The organism is Sphingomonas sp. AC522 (assembly GCF_979258125.1).
Map to the genome: position 1 here is coordinate 758476 of NZ_OZ409836.1, position 23241 is coordinate 781716.

General features: G+C 65.2%; 19 protein-coding genes. 10 read left to right on the forward strand and 9 right to left on the reverse strand.

Annotated features, from left to right (window positions below):
- Nucleotides 1-57 precede the first annotated feature (57 nt).
- The 3 genes from ACZZZM_RS03920 to ACZZZM_RS03930 are packed head-to-tail and all read left to right on the forward strand — an operon-like array spanning nucleotide 58 to nucleotide 3638.
- Nucleotides 58-1245, forward strand: coding sequence for a parallel beta-helix domain-containing protein (locus ACZZZM_RS03920; protein WP_463593802.1), 1188 nt, complete (start codon nucleotides 58-60; stop codon nucleotides 1243-1245).
- Nucleotides 1242-2249, forward strand: coding sequence for an SO2930 family diheme c-type cytochrome (locus ACZZZM_RS03925; protein ID WP_463593803.1), 1008 nt, complete (start codon nucleotides 1242-1244; stop codon nucleotides 2247-2249). The genes ACZZZM_RS03920 and ACZZZM_RS03925 overlap by 4 nt, the downstream gene beginning before the upstream one ends.
- Nucleotides 2250-2255: 6 nt before the next feature.
- On the forward strand, nucleotides 2256-3638 hold the full coding sequence (locus tag ACZZZM_RS03930) for a UdgX family uracil-DNA binding protein (RefSeq protein WP_463593804.1): 1383 nt from the start codon (nucleotides 2256-2258) through the stop codon (nucleotides 3636-3638).
- Between the two features lie 101 nt (nucleotides 3639-3739).
- Here ACZZZM_RS03930 and ACZZZM_RS03935 read toward each other — a convergent pair whose 3' ends face one another.
- Nucleotides 3740-4429, reverse strand: coding sequence for a DJ-1/PfpI family protein (locus ACZZZM_RS03935; protein ID WP_463593805.1), 690 nt, complete (start codon nucleotides 4427-4429; stop codon nucleotides 3740-3742).
- 102 nt (nucleotides 4430-4531) lie between these two features.
- Between ACZZZM_RS03935 and ACZZZM_RS03940 the strand changes: the two genes are divergently transcribed.
- The 7 genes from ACZZZM_RS03940 to ACZZZM_RS03970 all read left to right on the forward strand — a co-directional run bounded on the left by ACZZZM_RS03940 (nucleotide 4532) and on the right by ACZZZM_RS03970 (nucleotide 15199).
- Entirely contained in the window at nucleotides 4532-5626 is a 1095-nt protein-coding gene (locus ACZZZM_RS03940) for a sensor histidine kinase (RefSeq protein ID WP_463593806.1), read from the forward strand.
- Nucleotides 5623-6414, forward strand: coding sequence for a LytR/AlgR family response regulator transcription factor (locus tag ACZZZM_RS03945; RefSeq protein WP_463593807.1), 792 nt, complete (start codon nucleotides 5623-5625; stop codon nucleotides 6412-6414). Before ACZZZM_RS03940 ends, ACZZZM_RS03945 begins: the two co-directional genes overlap by 4 nt.
- A complete protein-coding gene (locus ACZZZM_RS03950; protein WP_463593808.1) occupies nucleotides 6411-7691 on the forward strand; it encodes an SMP-30/gluconolactonase/LRE family protein in 1281 nt (426 codons plus the stop codon). Before ACZZZM_RS03945 ends, ACZZZM_RS03950 begins: the two co-directional genes overlap by 4 nt.
- 118 nt (nucleotides 7692-7809) lie before the next feature.
- Nucleotides 7810-8271 (forward strand): hypothetical protein, encoded by a 462-nt coding sequence (locus tag ACZZZM_RS03955; protein ID WP_463593809.1) that lies wholly within the window; start codon nucleotides 7810-7812, stop codon nucleotides 8269-8271.
- Nucleotides 8272-8458: 187 nt separating this feature from the next.
- Nucleotides 8459-11476, forward strand: a complete 3018-nt coding sequence (locus tag ACZZZM_RS03960) for a TonB-dependent receptor plug domain-containing protein (protein ID WP_463593810.1) — start codon at nucleotides 8459-8461, stop codon at nucleotides 11474-11476.
- Between the two features lie 235 nt (nucleotides 11477-11711).
- The gene (locus ACZZZM_RS03965; RefSeq protein WP_463593811.1) at nucleotides 11712-13199 is read left to right on the forward strand and encodes an ATPase domain-containing protein; all 1488 of its coding nucleotides are present in this window, start codon (nucleotides 11712-11714) and stop codon (nucleotides 13197-13199) included.
- Entirely contained in the window at nucleotides 13196-15199 is a 2004-nt protein-coding gene (locus tag ACZZZM_RS03970; protein ID WP_463593812.1) for a hybrid sensor histidine kinase/response regulator, read from the forward strand. Before ACZZZM_RS03965 ends, ACZZZM_RS03970 begins: the two co-directional genes overlap by 4 nt.
- Before the next feature lie 18 nt (nucleotides 15200-15217).
- Here the strand turns inward: ACZZZM_RS03970 and ACZZZM_RS03975 are convergent, their stop codons facing one another.
- The 8 genes from ACZZZM_RS03975 to ACZZZM_RS04010 form a co-directional block, all read right to left on the reverse strand.
- On the reverse strand, nucleotides 15218-15628 hold the full coding sequence (locus tag ACZZZM_RS03975) for a c-type cytochrome (RefSeq protein WP_463593813.1): 411 nt from the start codon (nucleotides 15626-15628) through the stop codon (nucleotides 15218-15220).
- Nucleotides 15618-16526 carry a cytochrome c oxidase assembly protein gene (locus tag ACZZZM_RS03980; protein WP_463593814.1) on the reverse strand — a complete coding sequence of 303 codons (909 nt, stop codon included), beginning with the start codon at nucleotides 16524-16526 and terminating at the stop codon, nucleotides 15618-15620. The genes ACZZZM_RS03975 and ACZZZM_RS03980 overlap by 11 nt, the downstream gene beginning before the upstream one ends.
- Nucleotides 16514-16858, reverse strand: coding sequence for a hypothetical protein (locus tag ACZZZM_RS03985; RefSeq protein ID WP_463593815.1), 345 nt, complete (start codon nucleotides 16856-16858; stop codon nucleotides 16514-16516). The genes ACZZZM_RS03980 and ACZZZM_RS03985 overlap by 13 nt, the downstream gene beginning before the upstream one ends.
- Complete coding sequence (locus ACZZZM_RS03990) at nucleotides 16855-17472, reverse strand: cytochrome c oxidase subunit 3 (protein WP_463593816.1); 618 nt, start codon at nucleotides 17470-17472, stop codon at nucleotides 16855-16857. The genes ACZZZM_RS03985 and ACZZZM_RS03990 overlap by 4 nt, the downstream gene beginning before the upstream one ends.
- A complete protein-coding gene (locus ACZZZM_RS03995) occupies nucleotides 17469-19373 on the reverse strand; it encodes a cbb3-type cytochrome c oxidase subunit I (protein ID WP_463593817.1) in 1905 nt (634 codons plus the stop codon). Before ACZZZM_RS03995 ends, ACZZZM_RS03990 begins: the two co-directional genes overlap by 4 nt.
- Nucleotides 19370-20398: a cytochrome c oxidase subunit II gene (coxB, locus tag ACZZZM_RS04000; protein ID WP_463593818.1), complete on the reverse strand. Its 1029-nt coding sequence runs from the start codon at nucleotides 20396-20398 to the stop codon at nucleotides 19370-19372. Before coxB ends, ACZZZM_RS03995 begins: the two co-directional genes overlap by 4 nt.
- Nucleotides 20377-20838, reverse strand: a complete 462-nt coding sequence (locus ACZZZM_RS04005) for a c-type cytochrome (RefSeq protein WP_463593819.1) — start codon at nucleotides 20836-20838, stop codon at nucleotides 20377-20379. The genes coxB and ACZZZM_RS04005 overlap by 22 nt, the downstream gene beginning before the upstream one ends.
- Before the next feature lie 81 nt (nucleotides 20839-20919).
- Nucleotides 20920-23205, reverse strand: coding sequence for an FdhF/YdeP family oxidoreductase (locus ACZZZM_RS04010; protein WP_463593820.1), 2286 nt, complete (start codon nucleotides 23203-23205; stop codon nucleotides 20920-20922).
- Nucleotides 23206-23241 lie beyond the last annotated feature (36 nt).

Below are 23241 nucleotides of genomic sequence, written 5' to 3' on the forward strand. Positions count from 1 at the left end.
ACAAGGGTGTCAATTCACTCCTGCTTGGCTAGACTTGCCGAAAAGCAGGAGAGAATGATGCTTCGGACCGTGCTGTATGCCGTGTTGCTGGTTGCCGCGCCTGCCGCCGCAAAGGATGTGGTGGTCGAGGCCGGCGCCAATGCCCAGGAACGGCTCCAGACCGCATTGATCGAGGCTGAGCCCGGCGATGTGGTCCGCATCGGCGCGGGGCGGTTCGATCTGACCGACGGCCTCAGCCTCGACGTCGACCGCGTCACCGTGCGCGGCGCTGGACCCGACAAGACGGTGCTCAGCTTCAAGGGACAGATGGGCGCGGGCGAAGGATTGCTAGTGACATCCGACGACGTGGTGCTGCGCGATTTCGCGGTAGAGGACACGCGCGGCGACGGCATCAAGTCCAAGGGCGCAGACCGTATCGTCTATAGGAACATCCGCGTCGAATGGACCGGCGGTCCCAAGGAAACCAACGGCGCGTACGGCGTCTATCCGGTCTCCAGCACCCACATCCTTGTCGATGGCGTGCTGGTGAAGGGCGCGTCGGATGCGGGCATCTATGTGGGTCAGTCCGAGCAGATCGTGGTGCGCAATTCCACGGTCAGCGGCAATGTCGCGGGCATCGAGATCGAGAATAGCCGTCACGCCGATGTCTATGGTAACACCGCCACGCACAATACCGGTGGCATCCTCGTCTTCGATTTGCCCAACCTCCCCAAGATGGGTGGCGGCGATGTGCGCGTGTTCAAGAATCGGGTGATCGACAATGATCAGGCCAATTTCGCACCCAAGGGCAATATCGTCGCCACGGTCCGCAAGGGCACCGGCGTGCTGATCATGGCCAATGACAATGTCAGCGTCACCGACAACGACTTGTCGGGCAACGCGACGAGCAACATCATGCTGATCTCGTACCGCGAGAAATATGACGACGCGAAATACAATCCCCTGCCGCGCAGCATCAGCATCTCGGGCAATCGCCACGGCAAGGCCGGGTTCGCGCCGCAGCTCCCCGGCGGCGATCAGCTCGCTGCGGCGTTCGGCGGCAGCATTCCCCCAATTTTGTGGGACGGCACCGGCGATCCCGCCACGCTGCATGTCGATGACGGAGTGCCGGTGCTCGGAATGGGATTGAAGCTCGGCGCGCCGGTTGAGACGGCGCAGCCGGGCCTCGCCAAGCTCACCGGTGCCGCATCTCCAAGCGCGGCGCGCGTGGTCCTGCCGCCGGCGATGGAGGCGGCGGCCAAGTGAAGTCGTTGCTTGCCGCGGCGCTGATCTTCGGGGCCGCGCTTCTCGGTCGGCCTAATGCGGTCAACGACGCGGCGATCACCGCCGATGGCTTTCCTGCGCATCTTTCGGAGTACGGATTCTTCGCCGATCTGGCGACGCGCACGCCCAACGCGCGCGTCGCCGCTTATGACCTCGAGACGCCGCTCTTCTCAGACTATGCCGAGAAGCAGCGCTATCTCTATCTGCCCGTGGGAGTGAAGGCGGGGTACCAGCCCGACAAGGCGCTCGATCTTCCTGTCGGAGCGGCGCTGATCAAGACCTTTGGCTACCAACAGGGCGGCGCATTCAAGCCGCTGGAGACGCGCCTGCTGCTCCACCGCGCCAGCGGCTGGGTGGCGATCCCCTATGTGTGGAATGCCGCGGGGACCGACGCCGATCTCAAACGCGCCGGCATGCGCGTGCCCGTAACTTTCACCGATCCTTTGGGCGAGCCGCGGAGCATCAGCTATGCGGTGCCCAACCAGAACCAGTGCAAGGATTGCCACGCGTTGGATGGCAAGATCGCGCCGATCGGGGTCAAGGCGCGCTATTTGAACCAGGACGGCCAGCTCGAAGGGCTGCTCGCGGCGGGGATGCTCGACCGGCTGCCCAGGGGGGCGCCGCGCGTGGCGCGGTGGGACGATGCCAAGGCTCCGCTCGGCGATCGCGCGCGCGCCTATCTCGAGATCAATTGCGCGCATTGCCACAATCCTGCGGGTGCCGCTTCCAACTCCGGCCTGTTCCTCGACTGGCAGCAGCCCGACGCGAACGCGCGCGGTATCCTGAAGCGCCCGGTGGCTGCGGGCAGGGGCTCGGGCGGGCGCGACTTCGCGATCCAGCCGGGCAATGCCGATGCCTCGATCCTGATCTACCGGATGGAAAGCACCGATCCCGGCATCGCCATGCCCGAACTCGGCCGCGCCACGGTCCATAAGGAAGGCGTCGCGATGCTACGCGAATGGATCGATTCCGGCGCCAAGCGTTGAGAGCCGATGCGTGTCGTAGGGTTAGCCGCCGAGGATGATTTCGAAGGCTGGCGCGATGCCGCCCGCGCGCTGGCCGGGGCTGCGGTGCCGCCCTCCGAGGTCGTCTGGCAAGTCGGCGACCGTCCGGCCGATCTGTTCGGCGACGAAGCCGTGCTCCAATCCGCAGCACCCCGCCCGTTCAAGGTGCCGCGCGCGTTTCTCGATCTCGCCCAGACCATTATCCTCCACAGCGAGCCCCAGCGCTTCGCTTTGCTCTATACCTTGCTGGCCGGGCTGATCGACAACCCCAAGCGCATCGACGATCATGCCGACCCGCTCGTCCGCCGGCTCGAGGAAATGGCTAAGGCGGTCCGCCGCGACATTCACAAGATGCGCGCCTTTGTGCGCTTCCGCGAAATCGAGCAGGACGGCGCGGCGCGCTATGTCGCCTGGTTCGAGCCCGAGCATCACATCGTCCGCGCCAATGCCCGCTTCTTCGTCGATCGCTTCGCCAACATGCGCTGGTCGATCCTCACGCCCGAGCTCTCGATCCACTGGGACGGCGAGACACTGTCGGAAGGGCCGGGCGCGACCAAGGCCGATGCGCCGGAGGGCGATCCGATCGAGGATGTCTGGAAGACCTACTACACTTCGACCTTCAACCCGGCGCGATTGAAGGTCGGCGCGATGCTCAAGGAGATGCCGCGAAAATATTGGAAAAACATGCCCGAGACGGCGTTGGTCAAGGATCTGGTCGCCGGCGCGCGCCAGCGGGAGACGGCAATGGTTCAGTCGGCGCGAGACAATCTGGGCGGCAATATCGCCGGCGCATGGCAGGCGCTACGCGACGAGGCGATGGGCTGCACGCGCTGCCATCTCTACAAGCATGCGACCCAGACCGTGTTCGGCGAGGGCCCGGTCGATGCCCGGATGATGTTCGTCGGCGAACAGCCGGGCGACAATGAGGATCTGGAAGGCCGGCCGTTTGTGGGCCCCGCAGGCCAGATGTTCGACCGCGCCATTGGCGAGGCGGGGATCGACCGCGCGGGGGTCTACGTCACCAATGCGGTCAAGCATTTCAAGTTCGAGCAGCGCGGCAAGCGCCGCATCCACTCCAAGCCCGATGCCGGAGAGATCACCGCGTGCCGCTGGTGGTACGAGCAGGAGCGGCTGCTCATCCGCCCGGAAATGACCGTCGCGCTCGGCGCCACTGCGGCGCGACAGATGCTCGGCAAGGCAGTCACGATCACGGCGATGCGCGGCCGTGCGCTCGAACTGGCCGAAGGCAAGCTTGGCTGGGTGACCATCCACCCCAGCTTCCTGCTGCGCATGCCCGATCGCGAGCGCGCCGCCGACGAATATGCGATGTTCGTCGAGGATCTGAAGGGCGCGGCCAAGGCGCTCGACTGACGCGAATGTTCCCAATGTTCGCACTGACCAAGGGCGTTGCGTGCCGGCAATTTCAAAGAGCGGACGGCAGCGCCGACCGACTCAGCCAAGCAGGCGAAATCCTATTGTGCAAGCTTTTCGGCAATAGCCCTGACTTTCTCGACCCGGCCGGGGGCGTATTTCTCGACCATCGCCTTATAGTGTGCCAGCGTCTCGGGATCGGCGCGCTCGGGCGAGCCGCTGTCGAACGGCGGATGCGGATCATATTCGAGACTGAGCTGGATGAACTTGGCGTGCGCCTCGCCACGGATCGCCGCGGTCAGCGCCAGCGCGAAATCGATCCCTGCAGTAACGCCGCCACCGGTCACGCGATTGCGATCGAAGACGACTCGCTCGGCCACCGGCTCGACCCCGAAAAAGGCCAGTTGTTCGCGTGAGGCCCAATGGCATGCCGCACGATATCCGCCGAGCAGACCCGCAGCGGCGAGCAGGAGCGAACCGGTGCACACGCTGGTCACCCACTCGGCCTCGGCGCCGACTTGCCGCAGCCAGGCGAGCGTCTCCTCGTCCTCCATCGCCGGCACCGTGCCGAAACCCCCGGGCACACAGAGGATATCGGTGCGCAGCACATCGGCGAAAGTGGCGGTCGGCAGCAGCGCAAATTGCGCGTCGGTCGGAACCGGCGCCATCGTCTTCGCGACGAGATCGAGCTTGGCATCGCCGAGCCGCGACAGGACCTGGGCCGGCGCGGTCAGATCAAGCTGGGTGACGCCCGGGAAGAGCAGGAAGGCGATGTGCAGCGGTGCAGTCATGCGGCCAGGTTTAGGCGATCCTGCTACGAACCGCCACGCCGCCGCTACGAACGTCCCCTATTGATTGTTTCGCCTTTACGGGCCGCCCGGTACCAAGGACGCGTGATCCTGGACACCAGCCCTGTACCGCCGACAATGACAGGCGGCGCGCGCCGCATGCTGGCGCTGTTCATCGTGCTGTTCTGGATCGCGCAATACGGATTGATCACCGCGCAGCGCATGGCCTTTGTCGAGAGCGAAAGCCTTGCCGGATTGGTGCCGCGATTATGCGTCGCGATGCTTGCGATCGGCTTGTCTTTCGGCATCGCCAATATCCTGGCGCGCACTCGCCGCGCCTCGCCGCGTGCCCGGGTGGCGATCACGATCGGGCTCGCGGTGGCCGCCACCCCGCTGCATGCCCTCGCCAATTTCGCGGTCTTTCAGCTGTTCCTGCCGGCGAAGAGCCCGCTCCTCGAAATCCTGATGAGCTATCTGCCGGCGCTGATGCAGTGGCTGTCATCCTATGCCGCGGTGTCGGGGATGATCTACGCGCTGCTCACGCATTTCGAAGCGCAGGAACGCGACCGCGAGATCGGGCGCCTGCAGCGCGTGGCCAGCGACGCGCAGCTGCGGGCGTTGCGCTATCAGCTCAATCCGCATTTCATGTTCAACACGCTAAATTCGGTCACGGCGCTGATCTCGGCAGGGCATGCCGAGGATGCCGAGGCGATGGTCGAGAATCTCGCCGATTTCCTCCGCGCCGGGCTCTCGCTCGATGCGCTCGAAGACATCACGCTCAAGCGCGAACTCGAGCTCCAATCGCTCTATCTCGCCATCGAGAAAGTGCGGTTCGCCGATCGGCTGCATGTCCGCGAGGAAGTCAGCGCCGAAGCCGCGCGCGCATTGGTGCCGAGCCTGGTGACCCAGCCGCTGATCGAAAATGCGATCCGCCACGCCGTCGCGGTGACGGCCGAGCCGATCGACTTGTGCATCCGCGCGCATGTCGAGGCGGAACGGCTGCACGTCGCCATCCGCAACACTGCACCGACCAACCCGCGTCCGGCGCGGCACGGCACGGGAGTGGGACTCGGCAACGTCGAGGAGCGGCTGCGCGCGCGTTTCGGGGCAGACGTGGATTTCGCCGCCGGGCCGACCGGCGACGGTAAATATGAAGTGCATTTCGCAATCCCATGCCTGCGCGCGGGAGAGGCGGAATGATCCGGCTGCTGCTGTGCGACGATGAGGCGCTGGCGCTGCAGCGGCTGGGCGACATGCTGGCGCGATTTCCCGATGTCGAAGTCGTCGCGCTCGCCAGCGACGGGGGCGAGGCGATCGAGCGCATCATCGAATTCGCTCCCGATGCCGTGCTGCTCGATGTCGAGATGCCGTATCTCGACGGGTTCGACGTGGTCGAGGAAGTGATCCGGCGCGGCGGAGCCTGCCCGCTGATCGTCTTCGCCACTGCGTTTCCGCGCTTCGCCACGCTTGCCTTCGAAACCGGAGCGATCGATTTCCTCACCAAGCCGGTGCGCCTGACGCGGCTGGAGACCACGCTCGAGCGCATTCGTGGCGCGCTTGCCGACCGAAGCGCAGGCGAGCGGCTGGCCGAACTGTCGCGCCAGCTCGAGACGCTGCGCCGCGCGGGCAATATTGCTGCCGACGATCCGCATATCTGGATCCAGCGCCGCGGCGAAACGGTGCGCGTCTCGCTCCAGCGGATCGACTGGATCCGCGCCGAGGCCGAATATGTCCGCATCGTCGTCGGCCAGGCCAGCTACCTCCATCGCGAGCCGCTGAGCGAGTTCCTGACTCGGCTGGACGAGGCCGAATTCCTGCGCGTCCACCGCTCGCTGATCGTCAATCGCCGCCGAATCGGCGCCGTGCGGCGCAATCCCACCGGCAGCTATCGGCTGACCATGGAGGATGGCACCGATCTGCCGGTCGGGCGCAGCTATCGCAAGGCCGTGCGCGGCCTGATCGCCGACGGTGCGGAGGACCGGAAATGAAGCTTGCGACCATGGCCCGATTGCCGGTGTTGGCGGCTTTGCTGCTCGTCTCCGGCAATGCTTTGCCCGATCGGAGCGACTATTCGGCGATCCGCACCGCCTGGGCCGAGGCCCGTACGGCGGCGCGCAGCGACGTGGCGGCGGCGCTTCCCCGCTACGATGCGCTGATCGAGAGTGCGAAGGGCAATAACGGCGTGCTCCTGTCGGCGATCTCGGTTGCGGCGAAGGCGCAGGATCGCGCGCGGCTGGCGCGATGGTTGGTCTTGTTCGTTGGGCAGGGCGGCGGGCTCGATGCTGGCGACCGCGCGGAGATCGCGGCGCTGCTGGGTCCCAGCTCGGAAGTCGTGCTCGCACAGGCGGCGCGCAACGCCGAGTCTATCGGTGGTGCGGAAATCATCGCGGAGATTCCTGGCGATCTACCGCTCGTCGAGGGCATTGCCCGCGACCCGCGAAGCGGCGCGCTGTTCGCATCGAGCGTCACCACGCGCCAGATCGAGCGCATCGCGCCGGGCGGCGTCCGCACGACCTTTTTGCGCCTGAGCGAAGCTGAGGGCTTCCCGATGGCGCTTGCGTTCGACAGCCGGCGGCGGCTGCTATGGGCTGCAGTCGACAGCGCGCTCTTCCCTGGCGACAGGCCGGGTGCGGGGGGAGTGATGCGGATTTCGGCATCGGGCGCGCGCGCGCTGACCGGCGTGCAGGGCGCGAAGCTGCACATCGGCGATATCGCGCTCGGCGCCGATGGCAGTGTCTTCGCCGCGGATTCGCGAAGCGGCGCGATCTATCGCTGCGCGCCGGGATGCGCGGAACTGAGCCTGCTCGTCCCGCCGGGGCGGCTGCGCAGCGCACAGGGCATGGCCGTCACCGCCGATGGCAAGCGGATCTACGTCGCCGATTATGGCTATGGCCTGCTCGCAATCGACATGGGCGACGGATCGACGGTCCGTATCGATGCGGCGCCGGGGATAGCGCTCGACGGAGTCGACGGACTGGCACTGCGTGGGGGAAAGCTGGTCGCGGTGCAGAATGGCTGGGTGCCCGCGCGGGTGATCGAGATCGGGCTCGACCGTCGCGGCATGCGCGCCACTTCGCTTCGCGTGCTGGCGCGGGGCACTCCCGCGGCCGCGGCTCCGGGGCAATTCGTGCTCGGGCCGGGCCGCGACCTGCTGATGGTCGCCAACAGTCAATGGGCGCGGCTCGAAAAGCCGGCCGCGGGCCGCTCGCCCCCGGTTTCGACGCGGCTCGTGCGCCTGATCGAGACCAAGGCGGGACGCCGGTAGCGAAAAGCGGGCGGTTGCCACGCAGCCGCTCTTCGTAGCAGCCGCACTGCCGCTCGTGGCAATCGCCGCCGGGCCGCGGCCACGCTCCCTAGGCTGGCTTTCCGAACAGGAGGCTGCCATGCAACCCACTCCCGACATTGCCCGCGCGGCAAAGGTTCGCCACCGCCTGGCGCAGCCGCCCGCGCCGCGCCGCGCCGCGCAATGCTGTCCGCATTGCGGCCATGCTGCCGAGACCGTGATCAAGCGCGGCGCGATCCTGATCCACAACGATCCGATCGAAGTGACCTGGCAGGGGCTGCCGGTGCCGCTCTCGCCGACCGAGGCGCATGTGTTCCGCATGATCGCGCTGCGCGGCCGCGCCTCCAACGTGGCGATCGACGCGGCGCTCAGCGAATTCGGCTCAAATCCCGAAACCCGCCCAGTGGTGATGATGCGCATCCGCCGCAAGTTCATCGCGCTCGGCGGCGGCGACCCGTTCGTACGGCTGGGGCAGCACGGCGTGCGGCTGCGCATCCACGCCGATGCACAGGGTTCATCGGCAACGCTGATCGGGCTCAGTGCATCGCCGCAGCTGGCGTGAACATATCAAGCAGAGCTTCTGTATAGCTGCTGTATATCTCACCCTATGTTTACAGCATTCGCTGTATGCTTGAGGTAACAGCTGAATAATCTCCGGTTTACAACCGCAAATCAAACTATAGCTAAACCAGAATATCTGGGATTTGTCTTGGGGTAATCAGGCGATCCGGATGAACAGGGAGAATCCAATGCGCAAGATATCCTATCTGACCAGCACGATGCTGTGCACGACTTTCGCGATGATCGCGCTGCCGAGCGCAGCACTCGCGCAGGACGCTCCGGCCCCCGCCCAGGCACCCAGCGAAGAGCCGGCCGCACAGGACGAAGGCGAGGCGATCGTGGTCACCGGGTCGCTGTTCCGCCGCACCAACAGCGAGACGCCGTCGCCGGTCACGGTGCTGAGCGCCGAGACGCTAGAGCAGCGCGGGTTGAATACCGTCGCCGAGGCCATGCAGCGCATTTCGGCCAATGGTGCGGGCACGATCTCGCAGGGCTGGAACACCGGCAGCAACTTCGCCAGCGGCGCGACCGCGCCTTCGCTGCGCGGGCTGACGGTGCAATCGACCTTGTCGATCTCGGACGGGCTGCGGCTGGCGCCCTATCCGCTCGCCGATGACGGCCAGCGCAATTTCGTCGACCTCAACACGATCCCGACCGCGGCGATCGAGCGCATCGAAGTGCTGCGTGACGGCGCCTCCTCGACCTATGGCGCCGATGCGATCGCGGGCGTGATCAACGTCATCACCAAGAAGGAAGTGCAGGGCCTGCACCTCGACGGCAGCGCAGGCATTTCGCAGCGCGGCGATGCCGGCGAGCAGCGCATCTCGGCGGTGTGGGGCACTGGCGATCTCGAAGAGAACCGCTTCAATTTCTATTTGACCGGCGAATATCAACGCTCGGATTCGCTGCGAGTCAGCGACCGCGATTATCCCTATAATTCGGGCGATCTGACTCGTGTCTGCAATGCGGCGGGCAGCTGCATGAACAACAACAATCTCAACAGCGTTACCCCCGAAACCGGGGTCTTCAATGGCCTGTTCAGCATTCCCGGCGTCGCCCTGGTCCGCCCGGTCAACGTGGCGGGTGCCGCCACCGGCAACGGGCGCTATGCCTATCTCAACCCCGGAGCGGGCTGCCGCGGCTTCAAGGTGGTGACCATCGCCGCAGCGCAAAACGCCGCCTCGCCGCTCAATGTTTGCGAAGTCGATAATCACGGCAATTATCGGTACCTGCAGCCTGAGATCCAGCGCTATGGCGGTTCTGCGCGCTTCACCGTCAATCTGGGTGACAATGCGCAGCTCTATGCGATGGCGCAATTCTATAACACCAAGGTCCATGCCATCGGCCTGTCCTCGGGCTTCAACGGAACGCCGCCGCCGCCGCGTCCGATCAACATGGCCGCCTATAACGTCATCCTGCCGGTCTATGTCTGCGCGGCGGGCGTGGGCACGCTCAACGGCCTGAACACCGGGTGCAACGCCGCCAATGGTACGCTGAACCCGTATAATCCCTATGCAGCCGCGGGGCAGACCGCGCACATCCTTTACCGATCGAACCGTTCGACCGCGACCGACACCGACTCGCGCACGCTGCGCGGCGTGATCGGCATCGACGGCAGCTTCGGTGACGACTGGAATTATTCCGCCAGCTTCACCGCGATGAATTCGCGGCTGATCCGCACCCAGAGTGGCTTCAACAATCTCCAGCGTGTCGCCGATGCCGTGGCGCGCGGCCAGTTCAACTTTTTCGAGCCCAATCTGACTCCGCAGGCCGTCTACGATTATATCGCACCGGAAAGCCGGGTCCGCTCGGACTCGGACCTGTGGCAGGCGAGCGCTACGCTGGCGAAGGACATACTGACGCTTCCCGGCGGTCCGCTGCAGGTGGCGGTCGGCGCGCAGCTTCGCCACGAGGCGATCAATGCGCCAAGCGCCAATCCGGAAAACACGGCCAACCCCTATAACCGCTATGTGACGATCAACGCGGTCGGCACCAAGGGCAGCCGCCAGGTCCGCTCGGCCTTCTTCGAAGTCAATGCGCCGATCATCGAGCAGCTCGAGATCAATGCCTCGGGCCGCTTCGACGATTATTCATCGGGTCAGAGCAATTTCTCGCCCAAGATCGGTGCCAAGTTCACGCCGATCAAGCAGATCGCGATCCGCGGCACCTTCTCGAAGGGCTTCCGCATCCCCTCGTTCAACGAATCCTTCGGTCTGCCGACCACGGGCTTTGTGGCGCGCCAGCTCAACCCTGCGATCCCCGCCCAGGCCGCCTTCATCGCGGCACATGGCGGCAATGCCTATTCGACCGGAGCGTTCAATTTGGGTCTGACGCAGGTCGGCAATCCCAACCTCAAGCCCGAAAGGTCGACCAGCTTCACGCTCGGGGCGATCTTCGAGCCGATCCGCAATGTCAGCTTCACCGCCGATTATTGGCAGATCCGCGTCAAAGACCTGATCACCGGCCTGTTGGACAATGGCCCGGCGTTCAATGCCTATTATGCCAATAATGGCGTGGTGAATATTCCGGGGGTCACGGCGGTGCTGCCGGGCATTCCCGACGTCGCCTTCCCGAACGCGCTGCCGCAGATCGGCTTCATCGTCTCGCCCTATCAGAATACGAGCTCGCAGCTCGCCAGCGGGTTCGATTTCGGCCTGAATGCGCGCTTCGATGTGGTCGATGGCGTCACGCTGACCAGCAACGCCGAGGCATCGTACCAGCTCAAATACGAAGTCACCGGTGACGGCCAGACCTTCGATTATGCCGGGACGCTCAGCCCCTGCAACATCACTTCCTGCTCGGGCGCGCCGCGCTGGAGGGCGAACTGGCAGAACACATTGCAATTCGGCGGAACCACGGTCTCAACGACGGTCTATTACACCAGCGGATACGACAATGCCTCGATCGACTTTGGCGGGATCAAGGGCGATTGCGCCTTTAACGCCGCCAATCACACTTCGGTGGGGGTGTATAACGATGGCTCGCCGATCCTGTGCAATGCCAAGGCGACCTGGAACGTGGATCTGACTGCGAGCCAGAAGATCGGCGAGAATTTCCTGCTATATCTGAACGTGCTCAACGCTCTCGATCTGAAGGCGCCGTTCGATCCGTCCTCGACCTATCAGATCTTCCAGTTCAACCCGGCCTGGGCTGGCCCCAACATCATGGGCCGTTATTTCCGGATTGGCGCGAAGGTCGATTTCTAGCGTAATCCAGCAGGCTAGAGCATGCTCTCGATGGCGCGGGTGGGCATCGGCCCGCCCGCGCCAAATTCGTTTCGGAGCCGCATCGTGGACCCTGCGGCCCCTTATTTCGTTACGCATGGCGGCGGAATAGGGTGTGATGGCTGTTCGAGCTGCCCGAATGTCGCTGACACAGTTCGGAAACGTATGTTAGCGCCCCTTTGGCGCCGACTTTACGGGACGTCAGGAGCAACGCCGAATGCCGCAGCCTAGATCCGGCGACGCCCGCACCGGAACAGACGGTCTCGACAATGTTCTCGCGGGAGGTTTCCAGCGTGCGCGGACGTTCCTGCTGGAGGGAAATCCCGGAACCGGGAAAACCACCATCGCCATGCAATTCCTGGCCTCCGGGGTCGAGCTGGGCGAGCGCTGCCTATATGTCACGCTTTCCGAGACCGAGGACGAACTGCGCGCCTCCGCCGCTTCGCATGGCTGGTCGCTCGACGGAATCGAGATATACGAACTGATCCCGCCCGAGAATTTGCTCGATGAAGACCAGCAGCAGAGCCTGCTTTACTCGTCGGACCTGGAGCTGGGCGAAACCACCAAGCGGATTTTCGAGGCGTTCGAGCAGATCAAGCCCGATCGCGTGGTGCTGGACAGTCTTTCCGAGATCCGCCTGCTGGCGCAGAGTTCGCTTCGTTATCGCCGGCAAATCCTCTCACTGAAACATTATTTCGCCCGCACCGGCGCGACGGTGCTAATGCTCGACGATTTGACGACCGATACCAACGACAAGACCGTCCATTCGGTGGCGCATGGCGTGGTGCGGCTCGATGAAATGGCGCCCGATTACGGCGCCGAGCGGCGCAGGATGCGAGTGATCAAATATCGCGGGCGGCGTTTTCGCGGTGGATATCATGACTTCGCCATCACCACCGGCGGCGTTAGGGTATATCCGCGATTGGTCTCTGCCGAGCACAAGACCGATTTCAGCCGCGAGCTGCTGGGGACCGACTCCCCCGAGTTGAATGCGCTGATGGGAGGGGGCGTCCATCGCGGATCGAGCCTGCTCGTGCTGGGTCCGGCGGGCACCGGCAAGTCGCTGTTGTTGCTGACGTTCATCAAGACCGCAGTGGCGCGCGGCGAGCGCGCGGCGATGTTCATATTCGACGAAGAGCGCGAATTGCTGATCGAGCGCGCCAAGGGCCTGGGCATCGATTTGCGGGCGATGATCGACGCCGGGAATCTGGTGCTGGAGCAGGTTGACGCCGCGGAATCGACGCCCGGAGAATTTTCGGACCGGGTCCGCGCGTGCGTCGAGGCGCATGGCGCAAGAACCGTCGCGATCGACAGTTTGAACGGATATCAGGCGGCGATGCCCGGCGAGCATGCCCTGGTGCTCCATATGCACGAGCTGCTCCAATATCTGAACCGCCAGGGCGCGACGACTTTCCTGACCGTGGCGCAGCACGGCCTAGTCGGTGACATGAAGTCCCCGGTGGACCTCACCTATCTGGCGGATACGGTGCTGCTGCTGCGCTATTTCGAAGCGATGGGGCACGTTCGCCGGGCGATCTCGGTCGTCAAGAAGCGCACCGGAGCCCATGAGCATGCGATCCGCGAATATCAGATCGGTGGACGCGGCATCACGCTGGGCGAGCCGCTGGTGAATTTCCAGGGCGTGCTCCGCGGCGTCCCGACGATCATCGGCAATACCGAGCTGCTGCGGCGCGAAGACGCGTGAGGCGAACCGGGGTTTCTGAACGCGCGCTGATATTGGCGCCGCGCGGGCGTGATGCCGCCATTGCCGGCGAGATGCTAGGCGAGGCGGGTATCGCCGCGGCAAAATGCGCGTCGCTCGCGGCGCTCATTGAGGAGCTCGAGGGCGGGGCGGGATTCATCGTCGTCACCGAGGAAGCGATCGCCACGGCGAACCTCAACGCACTTTCTGCGTGGATCGAGGATCAGGAGGAATGGTCTGATCTGCCCTTCATCCTCATCACGACGCGCGGCGGCGGGCTGGAGCGAAATCCCGCCGCGGTCCGCCATCTCGAAGTGCTGGGTAACGTCACTTTTCTCGAGCGGCCTTTCCACCCGACGACTCTGATCAGCCTTGCCCGCTCGGCACTTCGCGCGCGGCGCCGCCAATATGAGGCTCGGGCCAGGCTCGTGGCCTTGCGCGAAAGCGAGGCACGCTTCCGCACGCTGTTCGACACGATGGACGAAGGCTTCTGCGTGATCGAATTCGTGGACGGACCGCATGGGGTCATGAGCGACTATCTGCACGTCCAGGCCAACCCCGCTTATGAGCGCCATGCCGGCATCGCCAACGTGGTGGGCAAGCGCGTGCGCGAGATGGTGGGCGATGAGGCCGACGAATGGGTAAGGCTGTACCGCGGCGTGCTGGAGAGCGGCGAGCCCATCCGCTTCGAGCGCGAACTGGTCGCCACCGGCCGCCACCTCGAACTGGCGGCATTCCGGGTCGAGCCTGCCAACCGGCGCGAAGTCGCCGTGATCTTCCAGGACATCACCGATCGCTCGCGCGCCCAGGCGGCGCTGCGCGACTTGAACGAGACGCTCGAGCGCCGGGTTGCCGACGCCATTGCCGAGCGCGAATCGGCGCTGGCGCAATTGCATGAAGCACAGAAGCTGGAGACTATCGGCCAGCTCACTGGCGGCGTCGCGCACGACTTCAACAATCTGCTGACTCCGATCACCGGCGCGCTCGATCTGCTGGGGCGGCGCTATGAGGACGATGCCCGCTCGGCGCGGCTGATTGACGGCGCGCTGCAATCGGCGGAGCGGGCCAAGATATTGGTGCAGCGGCTGCTCGGCTTCGCGCGGCGCCAATCGCTGGAAACCCAGGCCCTCGATCTTGCCGAACTGCTGCACGGCATGCGCGATCTGGTGGCGAGTTCGACCGGCTCGGGGGTCGAGCTGGAGATCGTCGCGCCTGACGACCTGCCGCTGGCCATGGCCGATCCCAACCAGCTCGAGCTGGCGATCCTCAACCTGTGCGTCAACGCCCGCGATGCGATGCCGCGCGGCGGCACGCTGACGCTGGCGGTAGAGTCGGCTTTGATCGACAAGCGATCCAGCCTGGCGTTAGCGCCCGGCACCTATCTGCGCCTGTCGGTGATCGATTCGGGCACCGGCATGGACGCAGCGACGCTCACGCGCGCGGTCGAGCCCTTTTACTCGACCAAGGAAATGGGCAAGGGCACGGGCCTGGGCCTGTCGATGGTCCACGGACTGGCGGCGCAGCTCGGCGGGACGTTTGTGCTGGACAGCGCGCCGGGCAAGGGGACTCGCGCGATCCTGTATCTGCCGGCCGCGTCGCAATCCGCGCGCGCCGCCGTCCGACTGCCGGATTCTGCAGCCTCGGGAGCCCAGCACAAATTGGCCGTCCTGCTCGTCGACGACGAACCGCTCGTGCGCGCAGGTACTGCGGAAATGCTGCGTGAAATGGGGCATGACGTGGCGGAAGCCGCGGGCGGTGCCGAGGCTTTGGCGGCGCTGAGCGACGGGCTCGAAGTCGACGCGATCGTCACCGATTACATGATGCCGCGGATGGACGGAGCGGAGCTGGCATTGCGGGCGCGGACGCTGTTGCCCGGAACCCCGGTTCTCGTCGTCACGGGCTATGCCGGCGGTGATCTCAATATCGGGCTGCCCCAGCTGGCCAAGCCATTCCGCCAGGCCGACCTCGCAGCCGCCCTGTCGCGCCTCACGCGTGGTCAGTAAGGACGCCGTCGACCGAGGCTATTTGCGAACTGTATAGAGATACGCCGCCATGTCGCGGGCGTCGCGCTCGGTCACACCCTGATCGGGCATGCCGCTGCCGGGGGCGACTTGCTGGGGGCGACGAAGCCAGCTTTCGAGATTGCCGGGCGTGTTGGCGAGCTTGCCTGCGATCTCGGCGCGAACTGCGATGCCGTTTAGCGCGGGGCCGGTCGCTCCGGTGGCGCCCGCGATCCCCGGGATGCGGTGACATGCGCCGCAATTGTATCGGGCAATGGCGGCTTTGCCTGCGTCCGCGCTGCCGCCGGTCATTGCCTCGGCATGGGTGCGTGCCTGGGCCGCGTCCTGGCGATAGATGCCGGCGACCGATGCGATGCCGGCGAGCGCGGCGGCGCCTGCCAGGATCAGTGCGAAGCGCAGCTCAGACGGCATCGGCAGTCCTTGGCGGTGTGAGCAAGGTGCGGACGAGGACAAGCGCGGTAATCAGATGGACGAGCCCGCCCGGCACCCACATGATCAATCCAGCGATCTGCTGGTCCTCGGCAGGGCTGAGCCCAAAGGGCGCGAGCGCCAGCCGGGCATAGCCGGGATACCAGGGCGAATCCGAGAAGGCCATCAAGGCGCCCAGCGCGCCGGTTACGAACGACGTGACGAGCAGGCAGAAGGCGGCCAGCGCACGCTCGCCCAGCGCCGAGGCCCCCGCGCCGCGACGGCCGAGCATGGCGGTCCAGAAGAGCAGAGCGCTCAGGATGAAACAGACATGCTGCGCGGCGTGCCATCCCTCGCTGGCCAGCGCCATGTCGAACAATGCGGGCATGTGCCAGATCCATAGCATCGCCGCTTGAAACAGTGTCGCGACGACTGCGCCGGTGGACCAGCGGAATGTTGTCGAAACCCATCGGCTGGACGCGACCCGTCCGATCGCGCGGCGGGCGGCAGGCGGGAAAGCCCAGAGCATCGCCGAAAGCGGCTCTGCCATCACCAGCAGCGGCGCGGCGAGCAGCATCAGCAATTCGTGCTCGATCATGTGCGCCGTGAACGATTGCTCGCCCGCCGCATGAAGCGGCGAGACCAATGCGCCCGCCAGGGTCAGCCATCCGGCAGCGAAAAGCCAGCCCCGCTTGCGAAGCTGCGCCCGTCCGCCGCTCGATCGCGCATGGAGCTTCCACCAGCCCAACGCGAAGAGGGATGCGGCGAGCAGCAGCGGCAGGGTGATCCACGGATCCCAGGTCCAACCCGGCGGCTCGCCATGATCATGGCCGCCATGCGCCCAGGCGGGGGCGGCGAACATGCAGGCGCACAGCGCGATGGGCCGGATCAGTTTACGCATGACGGCACGATCAGCACGCTCAGGGTCTGGAATGCGATCGCCAGCGCGAAGATGCCGGCAAGCAATAAAGCTACGCGCGAGAGCCATGCCCGTGGGGGCGTCTGGTCGCTCGCCGGCTTGGCGCAGGGCCAGACGATCGCCGCCGCCACCCCGCATGCCGTCAGGCTCGCCATACCCCAGGCCAGCCCGAGCCAATCGCCCACCGGCTCGCAATCGACCTTGAGCACGCTGCCGAGCCCGAGTTGGAACAGGTACCAGGCAGCAGGCGGCACGAGCAGCGCGATCCAAGGCCGCACGCGAGCGCCGCGGCTGAGAGGGGCGGCTTCGCTCATCCCAGCCGCGGCGCCAGATAGATCAATGCGGCGATCGGCAACCAGCTGAACACGACGAAGGTCCAGTAATTGGCATTGTCCTCGACATCGGCAAACTGATCGTCGCCGACTTCATGCGTATAGAGCCAGACCGACTGGACCGCGGTGTCGCCGATATCGGTGATCAAATGGCTGGTGTGCAGCACCAGCAGCAGCCAGACCACCGAGCCATAAGCATTGTCGTGCCATGTCACGTTGAGATGCATGAATGCCAGCCCGCGGGGAATGAGCAGCAACAGGCCGATAATGGTCATCGCCAGCGTGCCGATCCGCACGCCATGCTCGTCCTTCGCCATCGCCTTGCGGCGGACCCACAGATTGGGAACCTCGCTGAGCAGCAGCCCCGTGGTCAGCACCGCGGGCCAGAACAGGTCCGGCGGGCGAATGCCGGCGGGCGGCCAGCCCTGCGTCTGGCTCATCAGATAGAGATAGCAGCCCATTGCCAGCGCGAAGACCGTGCCTTCGATCGCCATGAAGCCGATATTGCCCCACCAGACCAAGTGGCGCGCGCCCGATGCGCTCTCGGGCAGGTACGAGAGATCGCCGACGGTGCGGGTGCGGATTGCGTCGCTCATCGGTTGCGCGTCCGCAAGGGCCCGGTCGTCGAGCGTTCACGCTCGGGCCAGAACCAGATGGTGAGCGTGATCGCCACCGGGATGGCTCCCCAGACCAGCGCCCAGGGCGTGAAGATGCTGCCGACGAACAGCATCGTCACGGCGATCGCAGCGAATAACGGGGCAATCGAAGGCTTGGGGCTTTTCTGGCGATATTCGGGCTCGGCCTCGACCACCGACGTGACGAGCACTTCGCGGCGATCATCGGCCAGACCGGTCATCACCGCCAGCCCGTCCCTCTGCGTCCAGAGCGGGGTGAGGCTGTCGATCACGGGGGTGTGATCGAAATTGTGCTGCGGCGGCGGCGAGGGTGCCGACCATTCGAGCGTCGGCCCGCCCCAGGGATCGGCACCTGCGCGCTTGCCGCGATAATAGCTCCAGAATGCATTGGCGACGAACAGCATGCCCCCGGCGACGGCGATCGCCGATCCGATCGAGGCGACCATGTTGAGCGGCCCCCAGCCCATGCCCTCGCTATAGGTGTAGATGCGGCGCGGCATGCCCTGGAGCCCGAGGATGTGCATCGGGAAGAAGCCGAGATTGAAGCCGCCGACGATCAGCCAGAAGCTGACCTTGCCCCAGAATTCGGACATCATCCGCCCGGTTGCCTTGGGATACCAATAGGCGAAGGCACCGAACAGCGGGAACATCGCGCCGCCGATCAGCACGTAATGGAAATGGGCGACGATGAAGTAGGTGTCGGTCAGCTGCTGGTCGAGCGGCGCGGACGCGGCCATCACGCCCGAAAGCCCGCCGATCACGAAAGTGGCGATAAAGCCGGTGACCCAGAGCAAGGGCGTATCGAAGCGCGGCCGCCCGCTCCACATGGTCGCGAGCCAGCAGAAGATCTGGATGCCGGCGGGTAGCGCCACTGCCATGCTTGCAGCCGTGTAGAAATCGTTGCCGAGCCGCGGCAGCCCGACCGCGAACATGTGATGCACCCACAGCCCGAAAGCGAGCGCGGCGATGCCGAGCATCGACAGCACCACTGCGACATGGCCGAACAACGTGCGGCGCGAAAAGGTCTCGACGATCACCGAGACGAACCCCGCCGCGGGCAGGAAGATGATATAGACCTCGGGGTGGCCGAACCACCAGAAGAGGTGCTGGAACAGCACCGGATCGCCGCCTGCGGCCGATGCGAAGAACTGGGTCGAGACCAGCCGGTCGGAGATCAGCATGCTGGTGACGAGCATCACTGCCGGCAAAGCGAACACCGTCATCACCGAGGCGAGGAACATCGCCCAGACGAACAATGGGATGCGCGACAGCGTCATGCCGGGCGGGCGCATCTTGAGCACCGTGGCGACGATATTCACCGATGCCGCTAGCGCCGCGACTTCGGTGAAGGTGATCATCTGCGCCCAGATGTCGGCGCGGTGCCCGGGCGAATAAGCCGGGCCGGAGAGCGGGGGATATTCGAACCAGCCGAGATCGGGGGTGATACCGAGCGCGTGCGGCACCCACAGCATCAGCACGCCGCCCAGATACAGCCAGTAGCTGAAGGCCGCAAGGCGCGGGAAGGCAAGCGCCCGCTGTCCCAGCATCAGCGGCACCAGCCATATCGCCATCGCCTCCATCGCCGGGACAGAGACCAGGAACAGCATCGTCGAGCCATGCAGCGAGAAGGCTTCGTTATAGAGTTGCGGGGTCATCCGCTCCATGTCCGGCCCGGCGAGCTGCAGCCGCATGTCGAGCGCGAGCATGCCGGCGAGGAACAGCAGGCCGACCACGGTGAAGATATACCGCGCGGCGATCCGCTTGTGATCGACGGTGGTGAGGAAGCCCCAGATACCGGGGGCGTCGCGCCACGATGCCGCAAGCGCATCGGGCGGCGGTGCTGGCTCGTCCGGCGCGTTCATTTGAGCCCCATCAGATAGCGGGAGACGGCGTCGGCATCGGCAGGCGAAAGCGCGACCGGGGGCATCATCGTGCCCGGCTTGATCGCCTGGGGCTGGGCGATCCAGCCCTGGATCGCGCCGCGGCTCATCGTCAGCGTGCCGGCTGCTACCGAACGACGCGAGCCGAAATGCGTGAGGTCGGGGCCTGCCCTGCCGATGGCCGGCGTGCCGCGGATTACGTGGCACATCGCGCATTGGCCTTGCGTCACCACCTGCAGCCCGCGCGCTGGCGCCGGATCGGCGGGCGTGCCGGCGGGCCGTTTCTGCCCGGCGAGCCAGCCGGCGAATTCCTCAGGAGTCTCGACTTTCACGTCAAAGGCCATGTGGGCGTGCTGCGCCCCGCAGAACTCCGCACATTGCCCGCGAAACCAGCCCAAGCGCGTCGGGGTCAAATCGAGCGTGTTTATCCGCCCAGGAATCAGATCGAGCTTCTGGGCGATGTTCGGGACCCAGAAGCTGTGGACCACGTCCGACGATCCCAGCGACACGCGCGTCGTGCGGCCGAGCGGCAGATGCAACTCATTGGCAGTCTCGATCCATCCGCCGGTCGCGGGATCGCGATACTCGATCCGCCACCACCATTGATGCCCGGTGACGCGCACCTCCAGCGCATCGCGCGCCCGCGCCTGGGCGATGGTGCGATCGACCAGGAAGCTGCCGACGATAAGCGTGGTCAGTCCCACGACAATCAACCCGCACCACAGGATCAGCGAGCGGTTGAGGCCGCGATCGGCGGGATTGATGCTCGGCTCGGCGTTCTCCCTGCGCCGGCGCCAGGCCCGCCCGATGCTCACGCCCAGCGCGCCCAGCACGAGCAGGTACATGAAGCCGCACACCGCCATCATCAGCCAGAACAGCGAATGAATGCTCGAAGCCTGCTCACCGGCAGGAGCGAGCATCGACTGGAAGCCGCCGCATCCGCCGAGCGACAGCAGCGACAACGAGAGCATGATCTTGCGCGCGATCATCGGACCGGTCCGGTCCATTTGGCGCCCTGCGGCTCGCCGACTTGATCCATGTCCTGGCGGCGGCGTTTTTCGGGGGTCAGCTGCGGCAGCGTGCGGACATAGGCAGTGATCTGCCAGAGCTGCTCGGCCGGGATACGCTCGCCATAATTGGCAAGCGCCCCCGGATGGCCCTTGGCGATGAAAGCATAGACCTGATCGAGATCGCTGCCGTGCGACCACAGCTTGTCGCCCAGGTTCAGCGCGCCCCTGGCCTCGCCGCCATGGCATTCGCCGCAGCCATACCAGGTGAAATAGCGGCCGCCCTGCGAGACCTGGTAGACGTTGCGCTCATATTTGGCCGCGCGCGGATCCTGCGCGCCCGTTGGCGCGGTTTGCGGCAGATCGGCGCCCAGAGTTCGCGATTCCTCGCTGCATCCGGCAGCAAGAAATGCGCACGCCGCGAATAAGGACCAAGACACTCCGCGCACATGTCTGGGTCGCCAAATGCGCTCTATCGGTCAACAACCCAGGTTAAGTCAGGCGCGACGGTGCTGGCGATCTCAGGTCACGATGCGGACCGGCACGCCCTTGGCCGCGGGGGTCTTGGACTCCTGGTCGTGATGACTGAGCGGCACGAGCGGGTTCATCTCGGGATAATAGGACGCGACGCAGCCGCGCGGCAGCAGGAAGGGCGTGACCGTCAGCCCGTCGACCTGACGATGGACGCCGTCCCCGGCATCGCTTTTGAGCCCCACGATCTGGCCCTGCTGGAGCCCTGCCAGCGCGATCTCGTCGGGGTGCATCAGCAGCACGTCGCGGGTGCCTTCGATGCCGCGCAGCCGGTCCGAATAGCCATAGATCGTGGTGTTGAATTGATCGTTGGAGCGCAGGGTGATCAGCCGGTAGCGCCCCGGTGCATCCTCGAAGCCGACTGCCGACATGTGCTTGGGGACAGTGAATTGCGCCTTGCCGCTCTCGGTCTTCCAGATGCGTTCGCGCGCGGCATTGCCGCGATAGAAGCCGCCGGGAGTGAACATGCGGGCATTATAGTCGGCGAACTGCTCGGGATAGGTCCGCTCGATCAGGTCGCGGACATTGCCGTAATGGCCGACCCATTCGTCCCATTTGACCTTGGGATTGGGCGGAAGCGTCGCCTTGGCGATGCCAGCGACGATCGCCGGTTCGGACAACAGATGCTTGCTCGCGGGCTTGTTGGTGCCGATCGATCCGTGGATGCAGCTGAGGCTGTCTTCCATCGTCACGGTCTGGCGCCCGCCTGCCTGCACATCCTCTTCAGTGCGGCTGAGGCAGGGCAGCAGATAGGCGATCTGGCCGTTGATCAAATGGCTGCGATTGAGCTTGGTCGCGATCTGGACGGTGAGGCGCAGCCGCGTCCAGGCTTCCTCCATCTTGCCGCGCTCGGGGATCGCGCGGATGAAATTGCCGCCAAGCCCGACGAACGCTTTTACTTCGCCGCTGAGGATCTTCTCGCACGCCTCGACGGTGTTCATGCCCTTTTCGCGCGGCGGTTCGAAGCCGAACATCTCGGCAAGCTTGTCGAGCGGGACGAGCTCGGGCTTTTCGGCGATGCCGACGGTGCGCTGGCCCTGGACGTTCGAATGCCCGCGCACCGGCGAGCAGCCCGTCCCCTCGCGGCCGATATTGCCCTTGAGCAGGAGCAGATTGACCACCATCGCCAGATTCTCGAAGCCGTGGACCTGCTGGGTCAATCCCATGCCGTACATGATGATGCTGTTCTTGGCTTCGACATAGATCTGCCCGGCGGCCTCGAGATCGGCACGGGCAAGGCCGGATTCGCGCTCGATCTCGTCCCAGCCGATCGTGTCGATATGCGCCTTGAGCGCTTCGAAATCCTGGGTGTGCTGTTCGATGAAATCCACATCGAGCACATGGCGCTTGTCCTCCGCCCAGCTCTTCGCCTCGGCAGCGAACACGTGCTTGATCAGCCCTGTGATTGCCGCGATGTCGCCGCCGGGGCGGACCTGCAGATAGAGTTGCGAGATCTGGGTCGGCTTTTTGAGATGCAGCATCTCGGCCGGGCTCTGCGGATCGCGGAACACTTCGAGCCCGCGCTCGCGGATCGGATTGAAGGTAACGATCCTGACCCCGCGCTCGACCGCTTCCTTGAGCGGATGGAGCATGCGCGGGCTGTTCGATCCGGTGTTCTGGCCGAAGAAGAAGATCGCGTCGCAGTGATGGAAGTCGCTGAGCACGCTGGTGCCCACCGGCACGCCGATCAGCTTCTTGAGCGCTACCGAAGTGGTCTCGTGGCACATGTTGGAGGAATCGGGCAGATTGTTGTGCCCATAGAGCCGCGCGAACAGCTGGAACATATAGGCGGTCTCGAGGCTCGCCCGGCCCGATGTGTAAAAGACCGCGTTCTTGGGATCGATCGCCGCCAGCTCGCGGCCGATCACGTCGAACGCCTCCTGCCAGTCGCACGGCACATAGGTGTCGCTCGCCGGATCGTAGCGCATCGGGTGGGTGAGCCGCCCGAGTTGCTCAAGATCATGGTCGCGCCAGGTCTTGAGCTCGGCGATCTTGTGCTTGGCAAGCACTTTGGGGGTGCAGCGCCGGGTGGTCAGGTCCCAGAGCGTTGCCTTGGCGCCATTCTCGCAGAATTCGAGCGCATGCGGTTGCGCCGGCTTGGTCCAGGCGCACGAGACGCACATGAAGCCGCCGGGCTTGTTCTGCCGCTTGAGCGTGCGCAGCGCGCCCAGCCGATCGACTTCGCGAAGCCCCGTCTGGACGATGCCGCGCATCGATCCCCAGCCGCCCTCCTCACCTTTGTAATGGACGGTGCCCTTCTTGTCCTTGTCGTCCATGGCTCCATCTCCTCCCGCACAGCTTACGCCCCTGCT

Excerpts from the sequence above, each read along its gene's own strand:
- coxB (WP_463593818.1), bottom strand. The coding sequence starts at position 20,398 with ATGGACCGGACCGGTCCGATGATCGCGCGCAAGATCATGCTCTCGTTG.
- ACZZZM_RS03950 (WP_463593808.1), top strand. The coding sequence starts at position 6,411 with ATGAAGCTTGCGACCATGGCCCGATTGCCGGTGTTGGCGGCTTTGCTG.
- ACZZZM_RS03990 (WP_463593816.1), bottom strand. The coding sequence starts at position 17,472 with ATGAGCGACGCAATCCGCACCCGCACCGTCGGCGATCTCTCGTACCTG.
- ACZZZM_RS03945 (WP_463593807.1), top strand. The coding sequence starts at position 5,623 with ATGATCCGGCTGCTGCTGTGCGACGATGAGGCGCTGGCGCTGCAGCGG.
- ACZZZM_RS04010 (WP_463593820.1), bottom strand. The coding sequence starts at position 23,205 with ATGGACGACAAGGACAAGAAGGGCACCGTCCATTACAAAGGTGAGGAG.
- ACZZZM_RS03975 (WP_463593813.1), bottom strand. The coding sequence starts at position 15,628 with ATGCCGTCTGAGCTGCGCTTCGCACTGATCCTGGCAGGCGCCGCCGCG.
- ACZZZM_RS03985 (WP_463593815.1), bottom strand. The coding sequence starts at position 16,858 with ATGAGCGAAGCCGCCCCTCTCAGCCGCGGCGCTCGCGTGCGGCCTTGG.
- ACZZZM_RS03935 (WP_463593805.1), bottom strand. The coding sequence starts at position 4,429 with ATGACTGCACCGCTGCACATCGCCTTCCTGCTCTTCCCGGGCGTCACC.
- ACZZZM_RS03980 (WP_463593814.1), bottom strand. The coding sequence starts at position 16,526 with ATGCGTAAACTGATCCGGCCCATCGCGCTGTGCGCCTGCATGTTCGCC.
- ACZZZM_RS03960 (WP_463593810.1), top strand. The coding sequence starts at position 8,459 with ATGCGCAAGATATCCTATCTGACCAGCACGATGCTGTGCACGACTTTC.
- ACZZZM_RS03965 (WP_463593811.1), top strand. The coding sequence starts at position 11,712 with ATGCCGCAGCCTAGATCCGGCGACGCCCGCACCGGAACAGACGGTCTC.
- ACZZZM_RS03955 (WP_463593809.1), top strand. The coding sequence starts at position 7,810 with ATGCAACCCACTCCCGACATTGCCCGCGCGGCAAAGGTTCGCCACCGC.
- ACZZZM_RS03995 (WP_463593817.1), bottom strand. The coding sequence starts at position 19,373 with ATGAACGCGCCGGACGAGCCAGCACCGCCGCCCGATGCGCTTGCGGCA.
- ACZZZM_RS03920 (WP_463593802.1), top strand. The coding sequence starts at position 58 with ATGCTTCGGACCGTGCTGTATGCCGTGTTGCTGGTTGCCGCGCCTGCC.
- ACZZZM_RS03930 (WP_463593804.1), top strand. The coding sequence starts at position 2,256 with ATGCGTGTCGTAGGGTTAGCCGCCGAGGATGATTTCGAAGGCTGGCGC.